At 46.1% G+C, this 20,082-nt stretch carries 20 protein-coding genes and 1 pseudogene; 2 read left to right on the top strand and 19 right to left on the bottom strand.

The annotated features are described in order from the left end of the window. Positions 1 to 39: 39 nt before the first annotated feature. The 12 genes and pseudogenes from lepB to DWX43_RS13540 form a co-directional block, all read right to left on the bottom strand. Positions 40 to 705, bottom strand: coding sequence for a signal peptidase I (gene lepB / locus DWX43_RS13485; protein WP_118620647.1), 666 nt, complete (start codon positions 703 to 705; stop codon positions 40 to 42). Positions 706 to 788: 83 nt separating this feature from the next. Further along, the gene (gene rplS / locus DWX43_RS13490; protein ID WP_109732038.1) at positions 789 to 1,136 is read right to left on the bottom strand and encodes a 50S ribosomal protein L19; all 348 of its coding nucleotides are present in this window, start codon (positions 1,134 to 1,136) and stop codon (positions 789 to 791) included. Positions 1,137 to 1,322: 186 nt separating this feature from the next. After that, positions 1,323 to 2,057: a DUF6198 family protein gene (locus DWX43_RS13495; RefSeq protein ID WP_118620648.1), complete on the bottom strand. Its 735-nt coding sequence runs from the start codon at positions 2,055 to 2,057 to the stop codon at positions 1,323 to 1,325. A gap of 78 nt (positions 2,058 to 2,135) precedes the next feature. Beyond that, positions 2,136 to 2,807 (bottom strand): annotated as a pseudogene (locus DWX43_RS13500) (Rpn family recombination-promoting nuclease/putative transposase); the annotation flags it as partial. A gap of 252 nt (positions 2,808 to 3,059) precedes the next feature. Then, a complete protein-coding gene (locus DWX43_RS13505; RefSeq protein WP_182440693.1) occupies positions 3,060 to 4,574 on the bottom strand; it encodes an FGGY-family carbohydrate kinase in 1,515 nt (504 codons plus the stop codon). A 13-nt stretch (positions 4,575 to 4,587) separates the two neighbouring features. Continuing rightward, entirely contained in the window at positions 4,588 to 5,907 is a 1,320-nt protein-coding gene (locus tag DWX43_RS13510) for an NAD(P)-dependent oxidoreductase (protein WP_118620651.1), read from the bottom strand. A 31-nt stretch (positions 5,908 to 5,938) separates the two neighbouring features. After that, on the bottom strand, positions 5,939 to 7,000 hold the full coding sequence (locus DWX43_RS13515) for an alcohol dehydrogenase catalytic domain-containing protein (RefSeq protein ID WP_118620652.1): 1,062 nt from the start codon (positions 6,998 to 7,000) through the stop codon (positions 5,939 to 5,941). Beyond that, positions 6,997 to 7,614, bottom strand: coding sequence for an SIS domain-containing protein (locus tag DWX43_RS13520; protein ID WP_109732031.1), 618 nt, complete (start codon positions 7,612 to 7,614; stop codon positions 6,997 to 6,999). Before DWX43_RS13520 ends, DWX43_RS13515 begins: the two co-directional genes overlap by 4 nt. A 16-nt stretch (positions 7,615 to 7,630) precedes the next feature. Beyond that, a complete protein-coding gene (locus DWX43_RS13525) occupies positions 7,631 to 8,620 on the bottom strand; it encodes an ABC transporter permease (protein ID WP_118620653.1) in 990 nt (329 codons plus the stop codon). Between the two features lie 14 nt (positions 8,621 to 8,634). Then, positions 8,635 to 10,137 carry a sugar ABC transporter ATP-binding protein gene (locus DWX43_RS13530; RefSeq protein ID WP_118620654.1) on the bottom strand — a complete coding sequence of 501 codons (1,503 nt, stop codon included), beginning with the start codon at positions 10,135 to 10,137 and terminating at the stop codon, positions 8,635 to 8,637. A gap of 78 nt (positions 10,138 to 10,215) precedes the next feature. Beyond that, positions 10,216 to 11,232, bottom strand: coding sequence for a substrate-binding domain-containing protein (locus DWX43_RS13535; protein ID WP_109732028.1), 1,017 nt, complete (start codon positions 11,230 to 11,232; stop codon positions 10,216 to 10,218). A 25-nt stretch (positions 11,233 to 11,257) separates the two neighbouring features. Further along, the gene (locus DWX43_RS13540; RefSeq protein ID WP_109732027.1) at positions 11,258 to 11,941 is read right to left on the bottom strand and encodes a cyclase family protein; all 684 of its coding nucleotides are present in this window, start codon (positions 11,939 to 11,941) and stop codon (positions 11,258 to 11,260) included. A gap of 339 nt (positions 11,942 to 12,280) precedes the next feature. Here DWX43_RS13540 and DWX43_RS13545 point away from each other — a divergent pair, with 339 nt between their 5' ends. Continuing rightward, positions 12,281 to 13,165, top strand: coding sequence for a MurR/RpiR family transcriptional regulator (locus tag DWX43_RS13545; protein ID WP_109732026.1), 885 nt, complete (start codon positions 12,281 to 12,283; stop codon positions 13,163 to 13,165). Between the two features lie 125 nt (positions 13,166 to 13,290). Then, positions 13,291 to 14,718 carry a type I glutamate--ammonia ligase gene (gene glnA, locus DWX43_RS13550; protein ID WP_118620655.1) on the top strand — a complete coding sequence of 476 codons (1,428 nt, stop codon included), beginning with the start codon at positions 13,291 to 13,293 and terminating at the stop codon, positions 14,716 to 14,718. Between the two features lie 57 nt (positions 14,719 to 14,775). Here the strand turns inward: glnA and trmD are convergent, their stop codons facing one another. From trmD to DWX43_RS13585, 7 genes are all read right to left on the bottom strand, one after another. Then, entirely contained in the window at positions 14,776 to 15,510 is a 735-nt protein-coding gene (gene trmD, locus DWX43_RS13555) for a tRNA (guanosine(37)-N1)-methyltransferase TrmD (RefSeq protein WP_118620656.1), read from the bottom strand. 15 nt (positions 15,511 to 15,525) lie between these two features. Beyond that, a complete protein-coding gene (rimM, locus tag DWX43_RS13560; RefSeq protein WP_118620657.1) occupies positions 15,526 to 16,029 on the bottom strand; it encodes a ribosome maturation factor RimM in 504 nt (167 codons plus the stop codon). A 153-nt stretch (positions 16,030 to 16,182) separates the two neighbouring features. Next, positions 16,183 to 16,413, bottom strand: a complete 231-nt coding sequence (locus DWX43_RS13565; protein WP_009003358.1) for a KH domain-containing protein — start codon at positions 16,411 to 16,413, stop codon at positions 16,183 to 16,185. Between the two features lie 23 nt (positions 16,414 to 16,436). Next, positions 16,437 to 16,682 carry a 30S ribosomal protein S16 gene (gene rpsP / locus DWX43_RS13570; RefSeq protein WP_009003357.1) on the bottom strand — a complete coding sequence of 82 codons (246 nt, stop codon included), beginning with the start codon at positions 16,680 to 16,682 and terminating at the stop codon, positions 16,437 to 16,439. A 96-nt stretch (positions 16,683 to 16,778) separates the two neighbouring features. Further along, positions 16,779 to 18,134 (bottom strand): signal recognition particle protein, encoded by a 1,356-nt coding sequence (gene ffh / locus DWX43_RS13575; RefSeq protein ID WP_109732022.1) that lies wholly within the window; start codon positions 18,132 to 18,134, stop codon positions 16,779 to 16,781. 1 nt (position 18,135) lies between these two features. Next, positions 18,136 to 18,486, bottom strand: coding sequence for a YlxM family DNA-binding protein (gene ylxM, locus DWX43_RS13580; RefSeq protein ID WP_330405380.1), 351 nt, complete (start codon positions 18,484 to 18,486; stop codon positions 18,136 to 18,138). A gap of 92 nt (positions 18,487 to 18,578) precedes the next feature. Beyond that, positions 18,579 to 20,081, bottom strand: a complete 1,503-nt coding sequence (locus DWX43_RS13585) for a phosphoenolpyruvate-utilizing N-terminal domain-containing protein (RefSeq protein ID WP_118620658.1) — start codon at positions 20,079 to 20,081, stop codon at positions 18,579 to 18,581. Position 20,082: the final 1 nt, after the last annotated feature.

The raw sequence follows: 20,082 nt of genomic DNA on the forward strand, positions 1-20,082 counted from the left end.
AATTTTTTCATTTAACTATTGACATTTATTAGCTGGACTTTATCTCTTCACGAAGCCGAAATCTGATCCAAAACTTGCTACGAACCAGACCTTGCCATATATCTCACTTCTCTTAACATTCCCGATATCAGCCATACGGCTGTCATCACTGCTTAAATGATTATCTCCCAGGACAAAATATTCTGTCCCGTCCAATATAACAGGCTCTTCCGCGATGCCTGCTTCCTCGATATCCTCTGCGAAAATATGTTCCAGTGTCTCGGTGCCGTTGATATAGACGCTCCCGTCCTTAATCTGCACCGTCTCACCCGGAAGCCCTACAACTCTTTTGATGGAATAATGGGTATTCTCATTTCCGTTGGGCTTAAATGCAATGATATCCCCCCGCTTTGGTTTACTGGCATTATAGATCAGCCGGTTCACCAGAACAACATCCCCGTTCTGCAGAACAGGTTTCATCGAATCCCCAGCATTGCTGACACGCTGTCCAAAAAACCATACAAGCACGAAAGCAATCATACAGGTAATTGCAATCTGAACCGTCCAGTTCACGACTGCAGCCGCTTTCTGCCGCTGAGCCTTAGTCTTTTCCTTACGGAAACGCAGCTGCGGCTTGCCGGTCTCAAACCTGAGCCCCTGCTTTTTCATTTTCTGTTTTTTTCTTGCCTGCTTCCGGCGCCTCTTACGAAAATTCAAATCCTGCATATATTTTCCTCATAATTACATTTATACCTTCTTAAAAGATAAAAGGGACAATATACATGTTGTACTTGTCCCTCTCAATGTTACTATTTTACTAATTCTTTTACCTTAGCTCTCTTACCAACACGGTCTCTTAAGTAGTTCAGTTTAGCTCTTCTTACTTTACCTCTTCTGATTACTTCTACCTTTTCAACGTTTGGTGAGTGTAACGGCCAAGTCTTCTCAACACCGATACCGTTAGAATTCTTTCTAACTGTGAAAGTAGCTCTTGTGCTTCCACCCTGTTTCTTCAGGACTGTTCCTTCAAAAACCTGAATTCTTTCACGGTTACCCTCTTTAATTTTAGCGTATACTTTTACAGTATCACCAACATTAAATTCCGGTGCATTTTCCTTTAACTGCTCTGCTTCGATTTTTCTGATAATATCATTCATTGTGTGACCTCCTTAATATTTAGACGTTCTTAATGCCTATCAGCAGACTTATCTGGTGTCTGTCGGACCTTTTGCGCATCAGAGGACCATCGCTTTTCATTTCACAACTGTTGTATTTTACCATACTTTCATCGAAGATTCAAGCAGAATTTACTATTTAAAGGGTATTTATTTCTTCTATTTGTTTCAACCAATCCCTGCCAGTTCATCCATTCTTTCCATATAAAGGTGATTGAACACTGCAATTACCCTTCCGACACCGATTACCGCCAGCACAGTGCCGAGACCTATTCCGACCAGCTTTCCCGCGAACACAAGTCCAACTGTGATCGTTATAGAAATGTTCACCACGTCAAAACAGTTCTTTGTGAATCCCACACCCTTTCCAGTACAATCTGCAATCGCCTGCACGATCCCGTCCCCCGGATTCGGGATTACCCTCATATTCAATGACATGGCTGCACCCGCCCCGGTCAGGATAATTGCGAGGACCAAAAACAGACCCCTTCCTGCAAAACTTCCCACAAAGCTGCCACCATATGTTTTCTGAAGATCGGGCAGCCAGCCTGAAAATATATTCAAAAACCTTGTAAATATAAGACTCAGAGGAAACTGCAGCACATCCATAAAAAGCACTAATTTCAGATTCACTTGATTTGCATGTTCCAGAACAGCACCTTCCTTTATCGAATATTTCCTGTTTCTGATCACATGCAGAATCATCTCAAACACGACAAATAATGCATACAGCACAAGTGTCATATTTCCGAAATTCAAGTTCCATATAGTAGAAATGCTGTAGGAAACAGATATGATCGGAGATACCCCGAGACCTGTTTTTGTGTTTAATGTAATGCCTAGAGCAAGAACAAGCAGCCCTAAAAGATAGAAGAATCCTCTGAATAAATATGCCTTTTTCATAAAATAAATACGCTTCTTTCCAGTCGTAATTTTAGCCTTCTTCTATATTAACATAAAATAGACTTTCTTCTACTATTTTTAAATCTCCAATATTTGTTTCACTCTGTCTATACCGATATTGCAGAGATCAGCAATTTCTTCCAGTGATTTACCCTGCATGTATAACTTGAATATCTGACGGGTACGGCGTTCACCTTCCTGTTCTCCCAACTCCTTACCCCTGCGTAACCCAATCTCTTCCCCAGCTTTAATTCCTCTCTTTTCAGCGCTGCTGATCTGGGTATTATAATCCTTCAATGCCTTTTCCCTGGCCTCGTATTCCAGCCGTTTCTGCTCGTCAGCACTCAGATTGAGTAATGTATTGTATGCTTCATCGAAATATTCGTTAGTTTTAGCCATATTCTGAAATTCCTCCTTGTTTTTGCTGCTGAAGAACCTCATCCATGCAAGAACATCTTCTCCGGTCTTAACCTCAGGAGGCAGTTTTTTCAGCTCCAGTATCTGAAGTTCCATTTTATCGGAATACAGTTGTGATGTCTGATCATCCCGGAAATGAATCCTGCGGTAACACTTGTTGTCATTCGGAAAATGGATGAAGTCTAAAATACTTACATGGATACACTTCTGCAGCTTTTCATAGGACTCACCTTTACGGATCTGGCTGTTAAACATCTTACTTAAGTAGAACAAGGCGGGTTCATCCCAGTATTCAAAGTATTTGACCTGCATTTCCATGTTCATCTGCGTCCCGTCTTTAAGTTCTTCTGATTTATTATTATCATATCATGAAATACAGATATGTAAAAGACAGAAATACCTTCAAAATGTAGTGTTTTTATTTTTTTCTGCGGTTCTAAATAAGTAATTAATTGGGTAAACCGGCGAACTGCCGATTGAAAAATGAAAGGTGAAAATTGAAAGACACAGAAAAACCCGATACCGCAGCTTAATCATGCAGCATCGGATTCCCCATTTACTATTTGCCCCTCTTCCCTCGTTATGTTACATTTTATGAAAAACAGGTTTCAGGCATCCATAAAGGCTTTTATACAACTGATACTGCTCCTGATACCTGCCCGACTGTTCTTCCCTCGGCCGGTAGCTTATGCCCGGCCTTACCATCTGTTTTACTGCCTGTTCAATGGTATCGTATATTCCTGCCCCGACAGCAGCCAGAACAGCGCTGCCTAAGCAGCCTGCTTCCTTGCATTCCAGTGTCTCGACCGTCAGTCCGGTAACATCCGCCTTCGTCTGGAGCCACAGGGGTGAACGTGCTCCTCCGCCTGTGGCCCGCAGGCCTTGGATCAGAATCCCTGACTTCTCCATCGTTTCTATATTGAACTTCAGTTCAAAACATAAACTGTCCAGAATCCCCTTCAATATATCATGCCGGGTGCTTGAAAGCGTTAATCCCACAATAGCACCTTTGCTTTCCATATCACACAAAGGTGTCCCGCTGCCGTTAAAATGTGGCAGCACTAATATCGAGGAAGGGCCATCAGGACATTTACTCTGTGCATATGTATAGAAATCCATATTCAAATGCCCAGCCTCCTCCAGTTCCCGGTATCCAAACTGGTCCCTGTACCATTGCTGCAGAATTCCGCCTGTCTGCATGTGTGCAAAGGAGAAATACTGCCCCGGTACAGCATGCACATAACAGGAATAAAAACTGTCACGCATACTCTGGCTTAAGATCGGCTCTGGAAAGGTGACCGACAGTACTTCTGCCGTGCCCGTACTGTCTAATGCCATCCGGGTATCAATTACGCCCGCCCCTAAAGCGCCTGCAGGCTGGTCATGGCAGCCCGCCACTAGCAGCGGCCTGTTATTCAGACCGATCCTGTCTGCCAATTGTGACGATAGCTTTCCTATGACATCTCCTGATTTGACAAGAGGTGAGAGCAGACTCTCTGAAATCCCCATGTTCTCTAGTATTTGCCCCGACCATTTTCCTTCTTCCAGACTATATCCCATCGAGCGGCTTGCCATTGTCAGATCCAGCACTGGTTCTCCGCCCAGTCTTTGAAAGATAAATTCTTCATACGTAATGAATCTCCATGCCTTTTCTGAGATTTCCGGTCTCTCATCCAGAAACCACATGATTTTGGCCATCATGTTAATCGGATGCAGCGGCTGCCCTGTTACTTCATATAACTGCCGCTCGTCAAATTCCTCCCGGTATTTTTCACACTGTTTCTCCGGCCTGTAGTCCATTCCCAGCACCGCCGGGTGCAGTACTTCATAGGACTTATCTACCGGTATCACTGCATCCCCCTGAACACTCAGACTGACTGCGGCGGCATTCTGAATTTCCGCATTTTTTACAGCCTCCTGCATACTCTCTATAAGCAGACTGAATACCGCATCCGGATTCTGCTCTGCCTGAAAAGGTTCCTTGCAGAACACCGGGTACTCTCTGTAACCGCGTCCTAGTTCTCTGCCCTCCTGATCAAATACTACTGTCTTGCATCCCGTCGTCCCTACATCAAGCCCTAACAGATAAGCTCTGTCCACATGAGTCCCCCCTTTATTGTGCCTGCACGGCAGCACCGCACAACAACTGGTCCTGCATCCTGCGAAGCTGCAGCAGTACTGATGTTTCATTCAGTTCCACCATATCATATGTGATCACTTCATCTTTTTGGACATCCACCTTCATCCTTGCGCCCTTTGCAAGTCCAACCGGCAGCATATTCCCCCGTCTTGCCACATCCGCCAGTTCTATGCTGGCACGGTAGCAGTACTCACCAATCGCATCCAGTACTTCTCCCGCCTTCAGATTTTTCTTCGCTATTGTAATACATTCACTGGTCAGGTGGTCCATCGGTTGTCCTGTAGATTCTCCATATACTGCCTCCTGCACCGCTGTTATCGGTGTCTCAATGGAACACAGATGGTAAGGCCGGTATAAGAGGTAATTTGGACCATCCCCCATGTCTCTTTGTACCAGGCCATCAATGATCCTCTGGTTATCTGTTGTGACAACAACAAAGATACCGGGCGCTATATCACCAATCGCGAAATCTACCACGCCCTCTTTTTCCAGTATCCCGCCCTGGCTTTTAAGACTGAATACCTTCGTCAGATCCTTAACATTACATTTTGCACAATGCATTCCCCGGATATCAGGCACAAGTCCCGTTGCATTCGATACCGCGCACATTTCAATCATGGTCTTGGAACCATCAACAAACTCAATCAGCATCCTTGGCGCCATTTTGCGTGCGGCCGCCTTATCGGCCCACTCCCTCATTCCCGGATTTGCATAAAAATCCAGCGGATTATTCTTGCCCTTCCCTGCTGCCACTACCTTGAATCCCAAAGCCTTCGCAAAACGGTATATTTCACAGATAGATCCCGGCTCGTCCCCGGCTGTCAGTGAATAGACAATCCCGGCCTGATCACACAGCTTGCGCAAAATAGGTCCGACTGTAACATCGCATTCTACGTTCATCATCACAATATGCCTTTTATAAAAAATGCATTCCATCGTAACTCTTGCCCCCATCTCCGGGGAACCCGTCGCATCAATCACTACCTGTGTCTGGCATGCCGCAACAGCCATCCGGTAATCCGCAGACGCGACCTTTTTTCCTTCTGAGACCGCTTTCTCAGCAGCTTTCAGGTCATCTGTCACTACAATGTCCCCTGCCTGATAACCTGCCTGCTGATAGCCATCCACTGCAATTGCAGGATCAATATCCACTACAATATCACATGAAATCCCCTTCATTTTACTAATCTGTGCCACAATATCCTTTCCCATCTGGCCGCAGCCAATCAGGCTGACATGGACAGGAGTCCCTTTTGCTTCCAGTTCCAGCAGCTTGCTGTCTATCTCGTACATATTTCTCTCCTTTCTATCCCGCTGATCCTCCCTATGGCTCCAGCCACGGGTCTATCATAACTTTGAGTGCCTGTCCTTTTGTGATCATGTCCATTCCCTTCACTACATCATAAAGCGACACCTTTGCATTGATATATTTTTCTGCATGTATATGCCCGTTTTCAAGTGCCGACAGTGCGTCATACAGCCCGGAAGCCGGATATGAAAAAGCTCCTGTCAGTGTGATTTCCCCATAGTGTATGAGGTTTGAATTCAGGCTGCTGATCTCATTATGTTTCGGCACCCCTCCGTAAATCACTACTCTGCCGCGCTTACGCACCATTTCCAGCGCCTCCTGATGAACCATGACTGAAGGAACCGCACAGATGACAATATCCGCTCCCCTGTTTCCAGTCCTAGATCGTACTTCATCAACCAGTTCTTCCGAACATCTTGCCCCGTCAAGAAGCAGGTCCGGCTGAAAAGACGCCGCCATATCAAGCTTGTCTCTTCCAATCATAATAATCTGCGCCGCCCCTCTGGAACGTGCCACCTCACAATGCAGGCATCCCACGGGACCGTCCCCTATGATGACTACCGTTTCCCCCAATGATACCTGGTTCCTCTCCTGACAGGCAAGAACGGCAGAACAGGTTTCTGCAAAAGCAGCATGCTCATAACTCATACCTTCCGGTATCAGTTCCACGAACCCCCGCTTAAGCACCTCACCGGGGAGCGCTATATATTGCGCATAGCCGCCCGGGTAATGCGTCCCCAGCATCTTATGGTGTTCACAAAGATTCACAAGCCCCCGTTTGCAATACCAGCAGCTGCCGCAGCTCACATCCGGTGCAAGCGCCACCCTCTGTCCCGTATGGAAAACCTCGGCCTGCTCTCCGGTCTCCACGACTTCCCCCGCTATTTCATGCCCCATAATCTGGTCCCGGATGCCGTCTTTAAGCCCGTTATGAAAATTCCTCACGTCGCTTCCGCAGATCCCACAGGCATATATCTTGATCAGAACACCATCTGCTGGGCAGTCCGGGATGGGTCTTTTCTCAATTTCCATGTGTCCAATATCTTTAAACACTGCCGCATTCATGATTCCTTTCATTTCACATCCCCAGCCTTTCCAAGCAGTCTGTCCCCCACGGCACCGCCCGGGTGGATCACTGCAAATTGTTCTCTCGTATAACCTCTGAGCTGCATCATCGCGATACAAATAGCATCAAACGTAGATATCACGGCCAGCGTACTTGCCGTAGCCAGCATGTTAAATCTGCAGGGTTCCCGCTCAACCTTAATTTGAAGATAAATATCCGCTTCTCTGGCCAGTATGGATTCCGGATTCTCCGAAACGCTGATCAGTACCGCGCCCCTTTTCCTGCACGCCGGTATAAGCCGGACTAATTCCTGCGTATTTCCGCCTTTGCTGATTAAAATCAGCAGGTCCTCCTGAGCAAGTACACCGAGTCCGCCATGCACCGCGTCCGATGGCACAAGAAACAGAGCCGGTCTGTCCACACAGTTTAAGGAATGGGCAATTTTTCTGGCAGCCATAGCCGATGTCCCGCAGCCGGACAGAACAATCTTCCCTTTACATTCTTTGATTGCATGTACTGTCTGTAAAACCCCATCGTCGTTTGGCAGTTCCGTCAATTTCTGCAGGGCATCCGCTTCCATACTGATACACCTGTCTATCTCACAAAGTATCTCTTTGTCATTCATACAAACGCCTCCTGTACTAATTCTTGTTTCTTGTAGCAAGGCTCATCCGCAGAATATCAATATATACAGACAAAACAATGATGATACCTTTAACGATCAGCTGCATATAAGAATTGACACCTGCCAGATTCAATATGTTACTGATTACTCCCATCATCAGACAGCCTATGAGTGTTCCAAATAAAGTACCGCTCCCACCTGTCATAGAAACGCCACCTACAACACAGGACGCAATTGCATCCAATTCAGCACCCTCGCCGATTACCGGCTGTCCGGATCCGAGTCTCGATATCAGGAGGATCCCTGAGAACGCCGACATAAATCCTGAAATCATATAGACCTGAATGATTGTACGGTCAGTATTCACACCTGAATAACGGGCAGCCATCTGATTACCACCCACTGCATAAATCCGTCTTCCAAATTTGGTCTGGTTCAGTACAATCCAGAGAATAACGAAAGCAATAACCATATAGACTGCAGGCAGTGGAAATATTCCCAGATACCCTCCGCCTATGCTGGTGAACAGGCCCTTTGAAAATACAACAGGCTTCCCGTTCGTCATCACATAACAGGCCCCCCGAAGTACATTCATAGACGCCAGTGTGGCGATGAATGCGGGGATTCTCATCTTTGTAATCAGGATTCCGTTTATGGCCCCGAATATCAGCGCCACAATTAATGATAACCCTATCGCCAGAAAGGTATGCATCCCGGCCTGTTCGATCAGAATACTCGTCAGGCACCCGCATAATGTCATGAATGATCCGACGGAAAGATCAATATTTCCGGTCAGTATTACATATGTCATGCCAAATGCACAGAGAGCCGTGCATGCATTCGTCCGCAAAACGGTCATCATATTGTTAACAGTTAAAAATCTGGAATTTAATAATGAACTTATGATAAAGATCAGTACAAAAGCAGCCAGTACGCCTCCGTTTATCTTTAAGGCATCCACGACATTCCGCTGCCGGCTGCCGGGTAATTTTTCTTTTTCTTTCATGACATTCCCTCCATTCACTGCAGACCCAGCATATATCTCAGAATCTCCTGCTGATCAAAGCTGCTCCTGTCCCTGTATACTTTACAGATGCTCCCTTCACGCATTACATATATCTGGTCACTCATATTGATTACCTCAGGCAGTTCCGATGACACCATGATGATGCTTTTTCCCTGATTCGTAAGCTCATCCATCAATGCATAGATTTCTGCCTTTGCGCCGACATCAATCCCTCTGGTCGGTTCATCGAGGATAATAATATCCTTCGATGCGGCCAGCCATTTCCCAAGCACGATTTTCTGCTGGTTGCCTCCCGAAAGATTGATTGCAAGCTGTTGCTGTCCTGATACTTTGATTGCTAATTTATCAATATATTTCTGAGCAATCTCCTCTTCCTTCCGCCTGTTTACCCCCAGATAATTCCACCGGATAAAATGGGGCAGAATCCCTATGCTCAGATTAAACCGTACATTATTGCGGAGAATGAGCCCTTCGTGCTTCCGGTCCTCAGGCACAAGGCATATCCCTGCATCCAGAGCCTGTCTGGGATTCCTGAAAAACACTTTTCTGCCGGACAGTTCCAGCTTTCCTGCTCCGGGCGGAACAATCCCTGACAGCATCTCCACCAGTTCCGTCCTGCCCGAACCCACAAGTCCGGCGAACCCGATAATCTCACCCTTACGCAGTTCGAAACTGGCATCCTTTACTTTTCCGTCACTCCGGGTAAGCCCCTCTCCCTTCATAACCACTTCACCGATTTTCCGGCTGCTTCTGGCAAAATACTGTTCCAGATCGTATCCGACCATCATATGTACAAGTTCATCCTGTGTAATGCTTTCTGCCTCAGCAGTTGCCACATTGCTGCCATCCCTGAGTACTGTAATCCGGTCTGCTATCTGGAAAATTTCATCCATACGGTGTGAAATGTACACGATTGTAATCCCCCTGCTTTTCAGCCTGCGTACCAGATCCAAAATCTTATCGACTTCTTTTTGTGACACAGATGCAGTGGGCTCATCCATCACCAGTATGCGGACCTGCTTATTAATCGCCTTTGCAATCTCCAGCATCTGCTTTTGGGCCGTACTCAGTGTAAACACCCGGTTATAGGCATGAAAACCTGCATTCAGAGACTGAAGGATTTCTTCACATTCCCCGAATATTTTCTTCTTATCAATGAACCCAGCCCTGTTCGCCGGTTCCATTCCCATAAAGATGTTATCGGCCACTGTCAGTTGTTCTGCCAGCACCAATTCCTGATGTATTACACTAATTCCCAGCTTCATGGATTCGCCCGGTGTCCTGATATCCACTTTTCGTCCATCGAGCTCAATACTGCCGCTGTCGATCGGATAGATTCCGCCAAGGCATTTGATCAATGTGGATTTCCCAGCCCCATTCTCTCCCAGCAGCGCATGAACCTCCCCTTTACGCAGTTCCATGCTGACTCCCTTCAAAGCCTTTACTCCGGGAAAGGATTTTGTAATGTCTTTCATCCTTAAAATGATTTCTTCCATAAGCCCATCCTTTTCATTCGTGAGTCTTCTAATATAAGAGCGCACTAACACTGCTGCTGTGCGCTCTTTACATGCCGCCTATTTCTCGTAGTAATCATCCACATTAGAAGCATCTACATAAATAACGTCTACATAGGTCAGCCAGTCATGGTCGATCTTCCCGCCGCCAAGGACAGTATAAACATCCTCCGTCGCAATCCTTGCCAGTTCATCCGGCTGCTGACGCGCTGTTCCTGTATAGTCTCCGTCCACGATACAAGCATATTCATCCTGAGAACCATCCACGCCATATATCAGGCATCCGCCGTCCGGCCCGCAGTCTACGCCTGCTGATTCAAGGCCACGCATAAATGCGATGGAAATGGGACCTCCGCCTCCAAACACACAGGAAATCTCATCGTATTTTGCCGCCCAGGATTCTGCAACCGCCATCTCTGCCTCCTGTGTTACAGGCGTCGGCTGTGTTCCTTCCAGAACAGTGATATTGTCATGTTTTGCTATTGTATCAAGGAATCCCTGCACACGTGTCGTTACAGCCTCATTTTCCTCATAAATCATATGGCAGACCGTACCGTCTTTGCCATCCAGCCTTTTAATAAAGTCCTCTGCACAGAGCACGCCTGCACCGTAATTATCAGATACCGTCTGAGATACAAGGACGCCTTCGCTCTCTTCAATATCAAGCAGTACATCAGCCGCGGAGATTACAACACCCTTCCCTGCTGCTTCCCTCAACGCCTCTACCGGCGCAGTTGCATTTGGGGATTCCATGACAATACCGTCCACACCCGCTGCCATCAGGTCGTCAATACATTGAAGGAGCGTCTCAGAATCATCATTTGCAGCCAGCACAATTGCCGTATCACCTTTTGACTCTACAATCTCTTTAAACTTCTCGGCAAAAGCAATACAATGTGTATTAGCATCATTAATGATGACACAGCCAATCGTATATCCGTCCGTCTTTTCACCGTCTGCTGTATCTTCTGTTGACTTATCCGCTTCTTTTGGTTCATCAGATGACGAATTTCCGCACGCTGCCAATGACAAAACCATGAGTCCCGTTATGATCCATGCAATTATTTTTCTCTTCATACCTTTTTCCCTCCACTTTCTTTCATCAGATACCCCTGATTGCAATCACTCTGGCAGCACATGAATCAACCCGTTTCATCCGTAATGGCAGAACAAATAAGGTTACCCGCTCCTCTTTTACTGACTCCAGATTTGTAAGTGATTCGATGATTGCCGTATTATTTTCAAAACAATTTGTGTGGTTTGGCTGGCGGTCATCATCAGGCACCTCGATACCTGACGCATCCGTACCAATAACCGGCGGATTAAATTTTTCCAGAAGCCAGAGGATCGCTTCTTTCTCTACATGTGGAAAAGGTTCCCAGTCCGGATCATGGAATTTTTTATCAAATCCGGTGTAAAAAAGTATCATGTCGCCCGGCTCAAGCTGATCTTCATATCTTTTGATCTCTTCCAGAGTAATGAATTCCCCGGCTTTTTTCCCTGTACAATCCATGACAAACGCTTCACCCACCAAACGTTCAACAGGATACTGTGCGCAGTCCGGCCCGTCAAATTTATGATGGAAAGGTACCTCCACATGTGTACCGACATGAGAATGCATTTTTACTTCACTCTCTATGTACCACACATCTTTTGCATGCGCACGGGCATTTCCGTTCGGATCCAGTTCTACCACATCACGATAAGAAGATTCAAAGGGGAAATTCTCTTTCCCAGATTCTAAAACATGGTTCAGTTCTACAATATCCTCTCTTTTTACTTTCATAATATCCTCCTTTTCTTTTTTATTATTTTGTACAGGTTTTGCTTTCTTTTTTATTCGAAACCTTTTCTCCTGTTAGGCAAATCATAGCACATGGATTTTTACTTTTCAATACATATTTTCATTTTTATTTATAAAAAGTGAAAATGAAAGCATTTTCTACATTTTGTACAAAATCAGGGTTCAAATTCTGTTTATTCTGCCACCATACATTTTCACCCGGTTCATTTTCTTCAGATTTATGCCAATACCACATTGTCATTTCCCCCAATATATGGTAGAATGCACTTAACCTTACAAGAACTCACGCAAAGGTAAAATTAACTGTGGAGGCGGAAAGATTTGATTACCAAAAACAGGCCAACCAATAAAGAAAGCAAAGAAATATCACACGCTTGTCTCATTAAATTTCATTTTATTTATGACAATCTGAAATCAGCAGAACGAAAAGCCGCTGATTTTTGTCTGAGTAACCCTTCTGATGTAGCTACTCTGACTATCAGCGAGGTTGCTGAACGGAGCGGCTGCAGCGAGGCCACCCTTGTGCGTCTGGCGCGCCGTCTTGGATATACTGGATACCCTGAATTACGAGCCAGCATCCGTGCGAAAGAATATGAAGATATCTTCCATTATATCGGCATCTCAGCATCAGACGGTCTTGAGACAATCGCATCCAGTGTCTTCAATTCCTGTGTACTATATCTTCAGGATTCCCTGCAGTCCATCGACTATGAAGCGCTGTCCCGGGCAATCGACCAGCTCACCGGGTCAGGGCGGCTTGTATTTGCCGCTTCAGGAGATGCACATTTTATCGCCGCTTCAGCTGCACAGAAGTTCATGCGCATCGGCTATCAGACAACAGCATCTTCTGACTTCGATTCCCAGCTGATCGCACTCTCCCAGATGACTCCGGAAGATGCACTTATCTGTATCTCACATTCCGGGAAGACACGTAATGTCTGCAATCTGGCTAAGGTGGCACGGGAACATGGCATCCCTGTCATTACAATTACCAATTTCCCCGGTGCCCCGCTGGCAAAGCACTCTGACATCCTTTTACTGACAGCATCTTTTTCTTATGAGGTAATGGATGAGGTGCTGGCTAAGCGTGTGCCTGCATTGTGCCTGCTGGATACCCTGTACCTCTCTGTATTGATGAAAAGACAGGACAGCCTGCAGCCGCTCCTTGATAACGTCAATGAGTACCTTTCTCTCAATAAGCAGTAAGCATCTGTTTGAGCATCTGTTTTAGTTTTATAACCTCTTCCTTTTTATGTTCTTCCTATGTTAGAATGATACTAACAACCTAAGGTACGGCACATAAAAAATAACGTATTAATTGGAGGGATAGCATGTTAAACAGCACGGATATCAGAAAGGTATGCAGTGAGAATGGAATCAGGATGATTGATTTCAAGATGACAGACTTAGACGGGAGATGGCGTCATATTACGATCCCAGTGGAGAGGTTCAACGATGATATTTTTGTATATGGCATTGGATTTGACGGATCTAATTACGGGTATGCTCCGGTCGAAAAGAGTGATATGGTCTTTATCCCGGACCCGGAGACTGCGGTTGTCGATCCGTTCACTGAAATTCCTACATTGACCATGTGTGGCAATGTATGTGTGATCGGCAGGGAGAATACACCGTTTGACCAGTATCCGAGAAACGTCAGCCTGCGGGCGGTTGAGTATATGAAGTCGGAGGGCATCGCAGATGAGATGCTGATCGGACCCGAATTCGAATTTCATTTATTTGACAACGTAAGCTACATGGTGGAACCTCAGAAAACGTCCTTTACCGTAGATACCAGACAGGCATCCTGGAACAGCGGGATCGAAGGGCCCCAAAATGCAGGTTTCCAGGTGCCTAAAGGGGGCGGATACCATATTGCAGCGCCGCACGATATCGCCTACAGCCTAAGAAGTAAGATGTGTATGTACATGCAGGACTGGGGAGTCGATGTCAAATACCATCACCACGAAGTCGGCGGTTCCGGACAGATGGAGATCGAAGTGGAACTCGGCGATATGGTTGATATGGCCGATAAGACTATGATTATCAAGTATATCATCCAGAATGCCGCTGTAAAAGAGGGCAAGACCGCAACATTTATGCCTAAGCCGATCTACGGGGAGGCTGGGAATGGGATGCATGTACATATGCTCCTTATGAAGGACGGCGAACCGGTATTCTATGACGAAAACGGATACTCCGGTTTAAGTAAAACAGCACATTATTTCATCGGGGGACTGCTGAAGCATGTTGCTTCTCTGTGTGCACTGACCAACCCATCCACAAACTCCTTTAAGAGGCTTGTCCCGGGATATGAGGCCCCTGTCACAATTGGGTATGCAACCTCTAACCGGAGTGCGGTCATCCGTATTCCGGCCTACGCTAAGTCTCCGAAGGCAAAACGCTTCGAGCTCAGGAACCCGGACGCGACGGCGAATCCTTATTACGCTTATGCGGCAATCCTGATGGCCGGACTGGACGGCATCAAGAACAAGATTGACCCGTCAGTAAACGGCTGGGGACCTTATGACTGTAACTTATATGAACTTCCTGAGGAAGAAAAGGCAAAGATCCAGTCGCTTCCAAAGACACTGGATGAGGCATTGGACGCTCTGGAGGCTGACCATGATTATCTGACAGCCGGCGGTGTATTCCCCGAGAGGCTGATTCAGATCTGGCTGGAACGCAAACGGAAAGAAAGCCTTGAAATTTCACAGATCCCGCATCCGGCGGAATTCGAAAAGTATTATGATTTATAATTTCTGAATAACAGAACAGCAGGGCAAGCCGGATCGCATCCGTCTTACCCTGCTGTTTTATTTTTCTGATTCGTAATCTTCAATTAATCTTTTCTCCGCATCTGTCAGTTCACATTTTTCCAGTAAATCAGGACGCCGTTCTTTCGTACGCAGAACAGACTGTTCCCGCCTCCACTTTTCAATGTTTGCATGATGTCCCGACAGCAGGACTTCCGGCACCTTCTTCCCATGCCATTCCTCTGGACGAGAGTACTGCGGATACTCCAGCAGATTATCCTGGAAGGATTCAAACTCTGCGGATACATCATTATGGAGAACACCGGGAACGAGTCTCGAGATCGCATCCACCATAACCATCGCCGGAAGCTCCCCGCCGGTCAGCACATAATCTCCGATCGAAACGTAGTCCGTCACGATCTCTTCCAACACCCGCTCATCGATTCCTTCATAATGTCCGCACAGCAGGACCAGTTCCTCCTCCTGTGCAAGTTCCTCAGCCATCTGCTGGTTAAATGTCTGCCCCTGCGGTGAAAGATATACCACTCTGGGAGCCTTTTCAAGCTTTCCGGCAACCGCCTCGTAGGCTAAGTATACCGGCTCCGCCTGCATCAGCATGCCCGCACCGCCCCCATAAGGGTAATCGTCCACACTCTGGTGCTTATTAAATGCATAATCCCGGATATTCACGGCCTCAATAGACAGAAGGCCTTTCCCTGCCGCACGTCCGATGATACTTGTGTTCAGTCCGTCCATGACCATATCCGGAAATAAGGTTAAAATATGAAAATTCATGTTTCTTTCGCTCCTCTATATCAGTCCGTCCAGCAGATGTACCTTCATAGTCTGTTCTTCCACGTTCACATCCAGTATACAATCATGGATTGCAGGGATCAGCACTTCCCCATGCTCCTTTGAATCCACAACATAGACTTCATTTGCCCCGGTCTCAATAACATCTTTGAGCATGCCAAACTCACCGTCTTCGGTAAATACCGTCATCCCGATCAGATCAGCGATGTAATACTCATCTTCCTCCAGTGGAGAAGCATTTTCGCGTGTTACAAGAAGGCTCTTCCCTTTATATTTTTCAATATCATTTATGTTATCAATTCCTTTGAACTTTACGATTACAAACTGCTTGAAAAACTTCACACCCTGAATCTCCATCGGAATCTGCTCTTTTCCTGTATCCAGTATTACATTTTTTAACACCTTAAATCTTGCCGGGTCATCCGTTGTCGGGAAAACCTTCACTTCACCCCGGATTCCATGAGTAGATGAAATAATCCCTACCTGTAAGTATTGTTCCATACCTGTCTCCTATATCTGTACCTTGGCAGGACGAATCTGTCTGCCGGTATCTCTATTTACCATCTCTGCCGGAAAAAACGGTCCGGCAGGAAAAAGAAAGGGGCAGTCACTCGATGCTCATAATGCATGAAGGCTGTCCCTTACGTTCTCTTGCTATTGCACGATGTCAACAACAACTCTCTTATCTTCCTTGGCAGCAGCTGCCTTAACCACAGAGCGGATTGCTTTTGCAATGCGTCCCTGCTTTCCGATAACCTTGCCCATATCGCCGTCAGCGACACGAACCTCGATTACCGTAGTTCTGCCGTCCTGTCTCTCAGAAACAACAACGCTGTCCGGATCGTCTACTAATGCTTTCGCAATTACTTCAACCAGTTCTTTCATTTAAGCCACCTCCGCGGAACAGCTTATTTCTCAATACCTGCTGCTTTTAAGATTTTTCCAACTACTTCTGTAGGCTGAGCTCCGTTGTTTAACCACTTCTTAGCTGCTTCCTCATCAACTTTGATTCCGCTTGGCTCCAGGTTCGGATCATATGTTCCGATTTCCTCGATAAACTTTCCATCTCTAGGAGATCTTGAATCTGCAACTACGATTCTATAGAAAGGAGCCTTCTTCTGTCCCATTCTTTTTAATCTGATTTTAACTGCCATTTTCTTTCACCTCTTCTTAATATTTTTTCTTTTTGTCTGATCCTGTTTAAGGACCTGCTAGCAAACTGCCATGCAGCCTGCTATGTAATATATGTGTTAAAAAGGAAGTTTAAACTTGCCTTTCTTACCACCTCTGCCGCCCATCATGCCCGGAAGCTTCTTCATCATCTTCTTGGCTTCATTGAACTGCTTGACCATGCGGTTGACTTCCGCAATGTCCACTCCGGCGCCTTTCGCAATCCGGTGCTTTCTGGATGGGTTCAAAAGATCCGGATTCCTTCTCTCTTCCAGAGTCATGGAATAGATCATGGCCTCCATCCTTGCCATCCTTTTTTCATTCTCCTCGTTGTCGAGGTCGGGCATCTTGCCGCCCATGCCGCCGAGTCCAGGCATCATTCCCATAATGCTTGAAAGACCGCCCATCTTCTTCATCTGGTTCATACTCTCCAGATAATCATCAAAATCAAACTGGGCCTTCTTCATCTTCTGCGTCATCTGTCTGGCTTTTTCTTCATCGATCTCAGCCCCTGCTTTTTCAATCAGGGTCAGGACATCTCCCATACCTAAAATACGGGAAGCCATTCTATCTGGATAAAACTGTTCCAAATCGGAAAGTTTTTCACCCATACCTACATAGAGAATCGGTCTTCCGGTCACTGCTTTGATAGAAAGCGCCGCACCACCTCTGGTATCACCGTCTAACTTGGTTACGATCACACCGTCGATTCCGATCTTCTCATTAAAACTTCCGGCAACATTCACCGCATCCTGTCCTGTCATAGCATCCACAACAAGGATTGTCTGATGCACGGTAACTGCCTCCTTAATCTCCTGAAGTTCTCCCATCATGTCTTCATCAATATGAAGACGTCCGGCCGTATCCAGAATCACAATATTGTTGTTATTCTTCCTGGCATGCTCTAACGCAGCCTTTGCAATGTCCGCAGGCTTGTTCTTATCTCCCATCGAGAAAACTTCAACGCCCTGCTTTTCTCCATTTATCTGTAACTGCTTGATTGCCGCAGGTCTGTATACATCACATGCGACAAGCAGCGGTTTCTTTCCCTTCAGCTTGAACTTTCCGGCGAGCTTTGCCGTCGTGGTCGTCTTACCTGCACCCTGAAGGCCGGCCATCATAATCACAGTGACCGCGCTTCCCGGCTGAAGCTGGATCTCAGTCGTCTCCGACCCCATCAGATTGACCAGCTCTTCATTCACGATCTTGATCACCATCTGCCCCGGATTCAGCCCGTTCATGACATCCTGTCCGACCGCACGTTCCTGCACACTCTTAATGAATCCCTTCACGACCTTAAAGTTAACATCCGCTTCCAGCAGTGCCATCTTTACTTCCTTGAGAGCTGTCTTCACATCATCTTCCGTAAGCCGCCCTTTACTGCGGAGGTTCTTAAATACGTTCTGAAGCTTTTCAGTTAAACTGTCAAATGCCATTCTATAACTCCTCTATTATCGTATCCGAAATCTTCCGGATTCTCTCAGCCATCTTTTCAGGTTCCATTCCCTGCTTCTCATATGAATCGAGAACTTCGTTAATCTTATGAACCTTTTCCTTAATCGAAAGGAACTTTTCCACCAGATGCAGCCTGACTTCATAGCCTTCCAGAATCTTCTGGCAGCGCTTCACCAGATCGTGAACACCCTGTCTGCTGATTCCTGCATCCTGTGCAATCTCACTCAAGGATAAATCCTCAAGTACAAACTGTTCGTAAATGTCTTTCTGGTGATCTGTGAGAAGTTCACCATAAAAATCGTATAACAACGCCTGTTCTAAAATCTCATTCACATTCATCACCTTAGTTATCATACACAAAAGTAAAACAGGTGTCAAGTATTTTTTCTTGACACCTGTCTCTTCTTTTGAAAATGGATAACAATTCACAGCATACTGATACATTCCCTTAAAGAAAGTATCTGGGAATCTGGAACACAAATACCGTCAATCCCGGCTGTAATCAATTCTCGTATCAGCGTCCCATCCCTCCTGATTTTTCCACAGAGAATAAATGTGGCTCCCGCCTTTTTCGTATTGCCGCAGATCAACATAAGCAGCCTCATTACAGACGGATAAAAACCTTCTGTGTCCTCCGGATATTCCTGATCTGTAAGATGTACAGCCAGCATATTTTCTGTCAGCTCTTTTAAAAAAACACCGATAAAATCTACATTGTCTGCAAGTATGTCACTGATCATCCCCGCACCAGCCGTTTCAATCAAGATTCCTGTCGGGATATCCTTGAATGGAATCCGCTCAGACTCCAGTTCCTCTTTTGTTTCTTTTATCAAGCCTTTCACGACATCCAGTCTGCTGATTGTTGCCACATGGTAAAAACCAAGTGAACAGGCTCCATAAGCACTTACTTTGAGTGCGGCTTTCATTTGAATCTTCAGTCGTTCCTTAGATTCTTCCCCTCCATCCTCTCCGATGATCAGTTTCCTCCAGGCCCTTGTTCCCATCAGATTTTTATATGCCTCATAAAGACACGCCTCTGTAAACGGAGCATACCAGTTTCGAAACAAAGCCACACCTTCACCCTCAAATCTTCCGGCCCTGCTTATATCGGCCTTATCCTGTATCCAGCTGTAAAGCGGTACAGATTTTCCTTCCTGAGTCAGTGTCGCCTTCCCTTTCATCGTACGGATCAGCTTCTGGGAGTCCCTGATTTTCTTCAGCGCCATCTCTTTTACTTCATCATCGGGCCGCAGATAAAGGCATTCCTCCTCGCAGTCCAGAATGGCTTCCTCTCCATGCCAGTTTTTCTTGATCTTTGTCTGAATCATCATTGGCAGCTCCAGTACCCTTGCAATCATCGCCGTGTGGGAATTGGCCGAGCCGAACCGCGTCACAAGGCCAAGCAGTTTTTCTCTTTCAATCTGTATTAATTCGCTCGGTGCCATATCTTCCGCTGCCAGTATGACCGGCTCGTTTTCAGGGATCTGCTGCTTTTCCTTTCCGGTCAGAATATGTTCCAGTCTTTCTGTCACATCCATAATATCAATGGATTTTGTCCGGAAATATTCATCCTTCATACCAGTAAAAAATCCGGAAAACATATCTCCCGTCAACGCGACCGCATATTCCGCCCTTTTCCCCTGTTTCTGAATCAGCTGTATAACCGCATCATTATAGTCTTCATCCTCCAGTATCATAGCCTGTACTTCAAAAATGGCCGCTGTATCCTGATCAATCTCCTCCGAGACTTTTTCATACAGGAGATTCAGCTGCTCAACAGCCCTTACTCTTGCATTCTGGAATCTCCTCATTTCTTCTGCCTTATCCTGGCCGTCCTGCTGCCTGATATCCGGTTTCTGTTTCGAATAGACAAATACAGTGCCGGCAGCGACACCGGGAACTACCAGCTTTCCTTCATACTTTTCCATT

This window comes from Clostridium sp. AF19-22AC (assembly GCF_003479085.1).
Classification (GTDB): Bacteria; Bacillota; Clostridia; order Lachnospirales; family Lachnospiraceae; genus Faecalicatena_A; species Faecalicatena_A orotica.

Coding starts and splice junctions, on each gene's coding strand:
- lepB (WP_118620647.1), bottom strand. CDS start 705: ATGCAGGATTTGAATTTTCGTAAGAGGCGCCGGAAGCAGGCAAGAAAA.
- rplS (WP_109732038.1), bottom strand. CDS start 1,136: ATGAATGATATTATCAGAAAAATCGAAGCAGAGCAGTTAAAGGAAAAT.
- DWX43_RS13495 (WP_118620648.1), bottom strand. CDS start 2,057: ATGAAAAAGGCATATTTATTCAGAGGATTCTTCTATCTTTTAGGGCTG.
- DWX43_RS13510 (WP_118620651.1), bottom strand. CDS start 5,907: ATGTACGAGATAGACAGCAAGCTGCTGGAACTGGAAGCAAAAGGGACT.
- DWX43_RS13515 (WP_118620652.1), bottom strand. CDS start 7,000: ATGAAAGGAATCATGAATGCGGCAGTGTTTAAAGATATTGGACACATG.
- DWX43_RS13520 (WP_109732031.1), bottom strand. CDS start 7,614: ATGAATGACAAAGAGATACTTTGTGAGATAGACAGGTGTATCAGTATG.
- DWX43_RS13525 (WP_118620653.1), bottom strand. CDS start 8,620: ATGAAAGAAAAAGAAAAATTACCCGGCAGCCGGCAGCGGAATGTCGTG.
- DWX43_RS13530 (WP_118620654.1), bottom strand. CDS start 10,137: ATGGAAGAAATCATTTTAAGGATGAAAGACATTACAAAATCCTTTCCC.
- DWX43_RS13535 (WP_109732028.1), bottom strand. CDS start 11,232: ATGAAGAGAAAAATAATTGCATGGATCATAACGGGACTCATGGTTTTG.
- DWX43_RS13540 (WP_109732027.1), bottom strand. CDS start 11,941: ATGAAAGTAAAAAGAGAGGATATTGTAGAACTGAACCATGTTTTAGAA.
- glnA (WP_118620655.1), top strand. CDS start 13,291: ATGTTAAACAGCACGGATATCAGAAAGGTATGCAGTGAGAATGGAATC.
- trmD (WP_118620656.1), bottom strand. CDS start 15,510: ATGAATTTTCATATTTTAACCTTATTTCCGGATATGGTCATGGACGGA.
- rimM (WP_118620657.1), bottom strand. CDS start 16,029: ATGGAACAATACTTACAGGTAGGGATTATTTCATCTACTCATGGAATC.
- DWX43_RS13565 (WP_009003358.1), bottom strand. CDS start 16,413: ATGAAAGAACTGGTTGAAGTAATTGCGAAAGCATTAGTAGACGATCCG.
- rpsP (WP_009003357.1), bottom strand. CDS start 16,682: ATGGCAGTTAAAATCAGATTAAAAAGAATGGGACAGAAGAAGGCTCCT.
- ffh (WP_109732022.1), bottom strand. CDS start 18,134: ATGGCATTTGACAGTTTAACTGAAAAGCTTCAGAACGTATTTAAGAAC.
- DWX43_RS13585 (WP_118620658.1), bottom strand. CDS start 20,081: ATGGAAAAGTATGAAGGAAAGCTGGTAGTTCCCGGTGTCGCTGCCGGC.